This window comes from Nocardioides sp. (genome assembly GCF_047607365.1).
Classification (GTDB): Bacteria; Actinomycetota; Actinomycetes; order Propionibacteriales; family Nocardioidaceae; genus Nocardioides.
The window spans coordinates 1-7,394 of the sequence record NZ_JASGDD010000188.1 but is presented as its reverse complement, the minus strand read 5'-3'; the positions used below and the strand labels follow the sequence as shown (position 1 = coordinate 7,394).

The following is a 7,394-nucleotide window of genomic DNA, read 5'->3' as shown; positions in this document are numbered from 1 at the left end:
CTCGAGGGCCAGCTCGGCCGCGCGGTCGGGCAGCCAGCCCGGCGCGAGGAAGAGCGAGGCCACCGCGATGTGGCGGCGGCCCTCGGCCCGGAAGGCGCGGACCGCCTCGCCGGTCGCCGGGGGCGCCGACGACGCGTAGGCCGCCGTCACCGGGAGCCGGTGATGGGCGCCCCACAGCCGGGCGAGGCGGGCCACGGCCTGGTTGGCGAGCACGTCCGAGGAGCCCGCGGCGGCGAGCACGAGGGCGTCGAGCTCGCGCACCCGGGCCGCGCGGAGCGCCTCGCGCAGGCGCTCGTCGAGGATCGCCAGCAGCGACGTCTCGAGGCCGAGCACGGCGGTGGCGCGCACGCTCACGCCGTCGTGGCGGGTGTTCGCGGCCGCGACGACGGACGGCACGTCGACCTTCGCGTGGTAGGCCTCGCTGAGCAGCAGCGGGACCACCACGATCTCGGTGTGCCCCTCGGCGACGAGCCCGTCGACGACCGACTCGAAGGACGGCGCCGACAGCTCGAGGAAGGCGGTCTCGACCCGCAGGTCGGGCCGGGTCGAGCGGACCTCGTCGACCAGGGCGGTGATGGTGGCGGCGTGGCGCGGGTCGCGCGACCCGTGCGCCAGGGCGACCAGGGCAGGTGCGCTCATCGGCGTCCTCGCTTCGCTGCGGGCGCCGACGAGGCTCGGCGCGCACGGTGCTCGTTGATTCGCTCGCTCATGAGTGGATCCCGCACTCGGTCTTGTTGGTCCCCGCCCAGCGGCCGCTGCGCGGGTCGTCGCCCGGCGCGACCCGGCGGGTGCACGGCGCGCAGCCGATCGACGGGTAGCCGTCGTAGGCGAGCGGGTTGACCAGGACGCCGTTCTCGGCGATGTAGCGCTCGACCTGCTCGTCGCTCCACCGCGCCATCGGCGACACCTTCACCTTGCCGCGCTTGGCGTCCCAGCCGATGACGGGCGCGATGACCCGGTTGTGGGTCTCCGCGCGCCGCAGGCCGGTCGCCCACGCGTCGTACCCGTCCAGCGCGTCCGCCAGCGGCTGCACCTTGCGCAGCTTGCAGCACAGGTCGGGGTCGGTGCGGAAGAGCTCCTTGCCGTACGCCGCGTCCTGCTGCTCCACGGTCTGGGTCGGGGTGATCGTGATCAGGTTGAGGTCGAGTGTCGCCGCGACCGCGTCGCGGGTGCCGATCGTCTCGATGAAGTGGTAGCCGGTGTCGAGGAACACGACGTCGACCCCGGGCACGACCTTCGAGGCGAGGTGCGCGAGCACGGCGTCGCCCATGGAGGAGGTGATGCAGAAGCGCTCGCCGAACGTGGAGGCGGCCCACTCGATGATCGTCTCGGCCGGAGCGAGCTCCAGCTCCGCGCCCCAGTGGGAGACGTGCTCCCGCAGCTCCTCGGGGCTGCGCGTGCTGCGGTCGGTCGGGCGATCGGCCGTCCGATCGGTTGTCAGGGTCATCGGACCAGCTCCTCGTCTGCTCGGGCGACCCACGTGGTGAAGCTCTCCCCGTCCTCGCGGTCGCGCAGGTAGTTCTCGGTGAGGGAGGAGATGTAGTCGTCCAGGCCGGCGCTGGTCACCTTGTGCTGGCGCAGCTTGCGGCCGAAGTTCGCCTGGAGCCCGGTCGCCCCGCCGAGGTGGACCTGGAAGCCCTCGACCTGGTCGCCGTTCTCGTCGGTGACGAGCTGGCCCTTGAGGCCGATGTCGGCGACCTGCGTGCGGGCGCAGGCGTTGGGGCAGCCGTTGACGTTGACGGTGATCTGCTCGCTGAGCACCGGGAACCGCTGCTCCAGCGAGTCGATCAGGTCGTGGCTGCGCTGCTTGGTGTCGACGATCGCGAGCTTGCAGAACTCGATGCCGGTGCAGGCCATCGTGTTGCGCCGCCACGTCGAGGGCCGGGCCGAGAGGCCGATGCCGTCGAGCTCGGCGACGAGCTCCTCCGCGCGAGCGGGGTCGACGCCGAGGATGACGATCTTCTGGTACGGCGTCAGGCGGGCGCCCGACGCGTCGTACCTCTCGATCAGGTCGGCCAGCTGGATCAGCAGCGTGCCGGAGACGCGGCCCACGGTCGGCGCGACGCCGATGTAGACGTTGCCGTCCTTCTGCTCGTGGACGCCGATGTGGTCGCGGTGACCCAGCGGCGACTCGGGCGACGGGTTGTCCTCGAGGGTGTAGCCGAGGTACTCGTTCTCGAGCACCTCGCGGAACTTCTCGCCGCCCCAGTCGGCGACGAGGAACTTCAGCCGGGCCTTCGAGCGCAGCCGGCGGTAGCCGTAGTCGCGGAAGATGCCGGCGACGCCCTCCCAGACGTCCGGGACGGCCTCCAGCGGCACCCACACGCCCAGCCGCGTCGTCAGGTGCGGGTTGGTCGAGAGGCCACCGCCGACCCAGACGTCGAAGCCGGGGCCGTGGACCGGGTGGACCGCGCCGACGAAGGCGACGTCGTTGGTCTCCGGCGACACGTCGTGCGACGGGTGCCCGGTGAGCGCGGTCTTGAACTTGCGCGGGAAGTTCGAGAACTTCGGGTCGCCGAGATAGCGCCGCTTGATCTCCTCCAGAGCCGAGGTGCCGTCGATGATCTCGTCGACGGCCACGCCGGCCACGGGGGAGCCCAGGAAGGGGCGCGGGGAGTCGCCGCAGGCCTCCAGCGTGGAGAGCCCGGCCTCCTCGAGACGCCGCCAGATCTCGGGCACGTTCTCGATCTCGATCCAGTGGTACTGGATGTTCTCGCGGTCGGTGACGTCCGCGGTGTCGCGGCCGAAGTCCCGGCCGATGGTGCCGAGCGCGCGCACCGCCTGGTGCGACAGCAGCTGGCCGTCGGAGCGGACCCGCATCATGAAGTAGCGGTCGTCGAGCTCCTCCTCGTCGAGGGTCGCCGTCTTGCCGCCGTCGATGCCGGGCTTGCGCTGGGTGTAGAGCCCCATCCAGCGGAACCGCCCCCGCAGGTCGGCGGGGTCGATCGAGTCGAAGCCGCGCTTGGAGTAGACGTAGAGGATCCGGTCCCGGACGTTCAGCGGGTCGTCGTCCTTCTTGGACTGCTCGTTCTTGTTCAGCGGCTCGGTGTAGCCCAGCGCCCACTGCCCCTCGCCGCGCTTGGGGCGCGGGATCTCGGTCTTCGAGGGGGGAGCGGGCTTGTAACGCAGGTCGGGCACGGTGAGAAGTCTCGCGTGCCGGACAGGCTCCCTCCAAGTTGAGATCCCACATCGTGGAACAGTGTCCATAATGTGGGACGTGTCGGCGTAGCGAACGCTGATGAGTGACCCAGGTCACATTGTGCGTTAGCGTGGGCTCCGCGCCACGGGCGGAGGTGGTTCGGTTGACGGCAGCGGCCGTCGGAGACGTCGCGAGCGCGCGCCGCTCGGTGCTGCTGCGCGGCCTCGGGCTCCTCGACGCCTTCCACTACCGCGACGGGGTCGTGAGCCTGGCGGAGCTCACCCGGCGCTCGGGCCTGCCGAAGCCGACGGTGCTGCGCCTGCTCGAGCAGCTGGCGCGCTGGGGAGCGGTCGAGCGGACCGCCGACGGCTACCAGCTCGGGATCAAGCTCTTCATGCTCGGCGAGAAGGTCGGCACCCAGGCCAGTCTGCGCGACCTGGCGGTGCCCTACCTCGAGGACCTCTACGAGGCGACCCACGAGAACGTGAACCTCGGCGTGCTGCACGGCGCCGAGGTTCTCTACCTGGCCCGCGTGGCGGGCCATCGCTCCTCGGACGTGGTCCTGCGCGTGGGCGACACGCTGCCCGCGCACAGCACGTCGTGCGGGAAGGCCCTGCTCGCCTACGCCCCGCAGCCGGTCGTCGACGACATCCTCCAGCGCGGACTGTCCCGCCTGACGCCGTACACCGTGGTGATGCCGGGCGTGCTGCGGCGCCAGCTGCGGGCGGTCGTCGCCCAGGGGTACGCCGTCAACGAGGAGGAGACCCACCGGGGCGTCGTCTCCGTCGCGGCGCCGGTGCTGGACGCCGACCGCATCGCGGTGGCGGCGATCTCGGTGACGGCCCAGGCCGGGCGGGTCGACGTGCAGCGGCTGGCCCCGGCGGTGCGTACGGCGACCCTGGGCCTCTCCCGCGCACTGGCGCGGGCACGGGGCGCGGCGACCTAGGGTGTGTCTCTCAATTCGGCCGGCGCCCCGACGGCCGGAATTGAGAGACACACCCTAGGCGTCCGCGAAGGGCCGGATCGGGATCTCGACCAGCTGGGGGCCCGGTCGGCTTCCGGCCGCGTGGAGCAGCTCGGCCAGATGGGACACGCTCCGCACGCGCACGCCCTCGACCCCGAGCGATGCCGCGAGCTGCGGCCAGTCCACCGCCGGCTGTCCGAGGTCCATGCCGAGGAAGGGCTCGGCCCGCCCGCCCCGCATCCGGGTGAGGGTCTGCTTGAGCGTGCGGTACTCGCCGTTGGCGAAGACCAGGAAGGTGACGGGCACCTGCTCGCGCGCCGCGGTCCACAGCGCCTGCAGGCCGAAGAGGGCACAGCCGTCGCCGAGCAGCGCGACCACCGGGCGGCCCGGGCGCGCCAGGGAGAGGCCGATCGCCGCGCCGGCCCCCCAGCCGAGACCGCCACCCACGGTGTGGTGGAACGAGCCCGGCTCGCGGAGCAGCAGGTGCTCGCGGAGCAGCAGGCCGGCGGTGATCGCCTCCTCGACGACCAGCGCGTCCGGCGGGAGGTGGCGCGCGACGGTGCTCGCGGCGACGCGCGGCTCCAGCGGCATCCGCTCGTCGTCGGGCACCGCGGGCCGCGACCACGGCGCGACCGCGTGCGGGACGGCGGTGGCGAGCTCCTCGGCCAGCGCGGCGAGGGTGCGGCGCAGGTCGCCCTGGACCCCGACCTCGACCGGGTAGGTGTAGCCGATCTGCGCGGGCTCCTCGTCGAACTGGATCAGCCGGGTGGACGGGCCGACGGCGGGCGTCGGCGAGTAGTGGTGGGGGACGAAGGCGCGGACGCCGGCCAGCAGGACGACGTCGTGGCGCTCCAGCATGCTGCGGATCGCGGCGTTCTCGGGAGCGAGCATGCCGTGGTACGCCGGGTCGTCCATGGGGAAGTCGAGCCGGTCGTTCATCGGCGCGTGATAGACGACGGCGCCGAGGAGGTGCGCGACACGCGTCGCCTCCGCCACCGCGTCGCCGCGGCCGATCCCGTCGCCGGCGACCACGGCCGGTGAGGAGGCCGAGCGGAGCAGCTCCGCGGCGGCGGCCACGTCGCCCGTGGTCGCGACGCTGCCGAGGTCGCTGCGCCGGGGCACCTGCTCGACGGTGCCGGTCTCGAGGAAGTCCATCGGCACCGACACGAGGACCGGTCCGCGGGGCGGCTGCTGCGCGGCACGGAAGGCGCGCCGCAGCAGCGCGGGCACCTCCTCGGGCCGCCGTGCCTCCACCGCCCACGTCGTGGCGCCCTGGGCGAGCGCGACCAGGTCGGCCGACAGCATCGGGTCGTCGATGAGGTGGCGTGAGTCCTGCTGCCCGGCCAGCACCACCAGCGGGGTCCGCGAGCGCGACGCGTTGAGCAGGCCGATGAGGCCGTTGGCCGTGCCGGCCGCCACATGCAGGTTGACGAAGGCCGGCCGGCCGGTGCCGCGTGCGTAGCCGTCGGCCATCGCGACCAGCGGTCCCTCGTGCACGGCCAGGACGTAGGGCAGCGTGCCGTCGGCCACGAGCGCGTCGACGAAGGAGAGCTCCGTGGTGCCGGGGTTCCCGAAGACGCGGTCGACCCCCTCGTCCGCGAGGATCCGTAGCACCGCCTCGTCCACTCTCATCGGGCGTCGTCTCCGCGTCGGGCGGGTCGGGCGGGTCGGGCGGCTCGGGCGTTTCGCGGCGTGGAACGGCGCATGGGCACGAGCGGGCCGTCGTCCGCAGACTGGAGCACACGGGTCGGGACGAGAGGAGTCGGAGCATGGCAGGACGGGTCGAGGGCAGGGTGGCCGTCGTGACGGGCGCGGCGGGAGGGCTGGGGCGGGAGTTCTGCGCGGCGCTGGCCCGGGAGGGAGCCGCGCACGTGATCGGCGTCGACATCGCGGACCAGGCGGGCACGGCCGAGGCGGTCGAGGAGGCCGGCGGCCGGTTCGTCGCCATCCGCGCCGACATCACCGAGGAGGCCGAGTGCGCCGCCGTCGCGGCGCGCGCCGAGGAGTACGGTGGCGCCCAGATCCTGGTCAACAACGCCGGCGTGTTCCCCGTGCGGCCGTTCCTGGAGACCTCGCTGGAGGAGTGGCGCCGGATCCACCGGCTGAACGTCGAGGGCACCTTCCTCATCACCCGCGCCCTGTTGCCGCAGGCGATCCGAGCCGGATGGGGGCGCATCGTGATGGTCTCCAGCGCGGTGGTCTGGCTCGGCCCGCCGGGCATGGTCGCCTACACCGCCTCCAAGGCGGCGCTGGTCGGCATGGTCCGCGGCCTGGCCCGGGAGGTCGGCGACACCGGGGTGACCGTCAACGCGCTGACACCGGGGCTGACCCGCACGCGCACCGCCCTGACCACCGACGTCCACGAGCAGTTCCCGCACGTCGTGGCGCACCAGGCCGTCCCGCGGGCGGAGGAGGCCTCCGACCTGACCTCGACGCTGCTCTTCCTCTGCGACCAGGGGAGCGCGTTCGTCACCGGTCAGGCGGTGAACGTCGACGGCGGCTACGCCCTGCACTGACCCGCCTCCGGCGAGGCGACGAACCCGGCGTTCATGGCCGTGCTCAGCCCGCGTTCGGTGAGGCGCCCGCCCTCGAGGACGTCGACCACCCGGCCGCGCTGGAAGACGAGCACGCGGCCGCACAGCTCGACCAGCTCGGCGAGGTCGGAGGAGGCCACCAGCACGACCTTTCCGCGGCCGGCGAGGTCGCGGACCACGGCGTGCATCTCGGCGCGCACACCGACGTCGACGCCCCGTGTCGGGTCGTCGAGCACCAGCACCGACGGGTCCGTCGCCAGCCACTTCGCGACGACCACCTTCTGCTGGTTGCCGCCCGAGAGCTCGCCGGTCCGGCTCCGCACGTGACCCCGGACCCTCAGCCGCCCGGTGAGCTCCTCGGCACGGCGGCGATGGAGCCGGGTCCGCTGCCAGAAGCCGCCCCGGCCCAGCCCCAGCCAGCCCACCGAGATGACGTTCTCCCAGACCTCCTGGTCGAGCATCAGCCCGTGCACCTTCCGGTTGCGGGGCACCAGGCCGACCCCGTGGGCGTAGGCGTGCCGCAGCGACCTGGGGTGGGCGCCGTCCGGCAGCACCACCTCGCCGGACGCGGGCCGGAGGCGGCCGGTGACCAGCTCCAGTACCGCCTCGTGGCCGGACCCCTCGAGCCCGGCGACGCCGACGATCTCGCCGGCCGGCACGGCCAGGTCCAGGCCGTCCACCACGCCGGGGACCTCGACGTGACGCAGCTGGAGGCTCACGGCCCCCTCGCCGGCGGGCGTCGTCGTGGCGGCGGCCG

Annotated in this window: 7 protein-coding genes; 2 read left to right on the top strand and 5 right to left on the bottom strand. The window is 73.3% G+C overall.

The window, feature by feature from the left end; genetic code table 11:
• From QM572_RS14315 to QM572_RS14305, 3 genes are all read right to left on the bottom strand, one after another.
• Positions 1–639: sirohydrochlorin chelatase (locus tag QM572_RS14315; RefSeq protein ID WP_415094244.1), on the bottom strand; the 639-nt coding region annotated here is incomplete at its 3' end.
• 67 nt (positions 640–706) lie between these two features.
• Positions 707–1,447 carry a phosphoadenylyl-sulfate reductase gene (locus tag QM572_RS14310; protein ID WP_415094242.1) on the bottom strand — a complete coding sequence of 247 codons (741 nt, stop codon included), beginning with the start codon at positions 1,445–1,447 and terminating at the stop codon, positions 707–709.
• The gene (locus QM572_RS14305) at positions 1,444–3,138 is read right to left on the bottom strand and encodes a nitrite/sulfite reductase (protein ID WP_415094240.1); all 1,695 of its coding nucleotides are present in this window, start codon (positions 3,136–3,138) and stop codon (positions 1,444–1,446) included. The genes QM572_RS14310 and QM572_RS14305 overlap by 4 nt, the downstream gene beginning before the upstream one ends.
• Before the next feature lie 164 nt (positions 3,139–3,302).
• Here QM572_RS14305 and QM572_RS14300 point away from each other — a divergent pair, with 164 nt between their 5' ends.
• The gene (locus QM572_RS14300; RefSeq protein WP_415094238.1) at positions 3,303–4,085 is read left to right on the top strand and encodes an IclR family transcriptional regulator; all 783 of its coding nucleotides are present in this window, start codon (positions 3,303–3,305) and stop codon (positions 4,083–4,085) included.
• Positions 4,086–4,139: 54 nt separating this feature from the next.
• Here QM572_RS14300 and QM572_RS14295 read toward each other — a convergent pair whose 3' ends face one another.
• Entirely contained in the window at positions 4,140–5,735 is a 1,596-nt protein-coding gene (locus tag QM572_RS14295) for a thiamine pyrophosphate-binding protein (RefSeq protein ID WP_415094236.1), read from the bottom strand.
• Between the two features lie 137 nt (positions 5,736–5,872).
• Here QM572_RS14295 and QM572_RS14290 point away from each other — a divergent pair, with 137 nt between their 5' ends.
• A complete protein-coding gene (locus tag QM572_RS14290; RefSeq protein WP_415094234.1) occupies positions 5,873–6,619 on the top strand; it encodes an SDR family NAD(P)-dependent oxidoreductase in 747 nt (248 codons plus the stop codon).
• Here the strand turns inward: QM572_RS14290 and QM572_RS14285 are convergent.
• The coding region (locus QM572_RS14285) for an ATP-binding cassette domain-containing protein (RefSeq protein ID WP_415094232.1) at positions 6,604–7,394 on the bottom strand (791 nt) is incomplete at its 5' end. The two genes, QM572_RS14290 and QM572_RS14285, sit on opposite strands and share 16 nt — an antisense overlap.

Bases quoted from the DNA above. Each gene is read 5' to 3' on its own strand.
- QM572_RS14310 (WP_415094242.1), bottom strand. From the start codon at position 1,447: ATGACCCTGACAACCGATCGGACGGCCGATCGCCCGACCGACCGCAGC.
- QM572_RS14295 (WP_415094236.1), bottom strand. From the start codon at position 5,735: ATGAGAGTGGACGAGGCGGTGCTACGGATCCTCGCGGACGAGGGGGTC.
- QM572_RS14290 (WP_415094234.1), top strand. From the start codon at position 5,873: ATGGCAGGACGGGTCGAGGGCAGGGTGGCCGTCGTGACGGGCGCGGCG.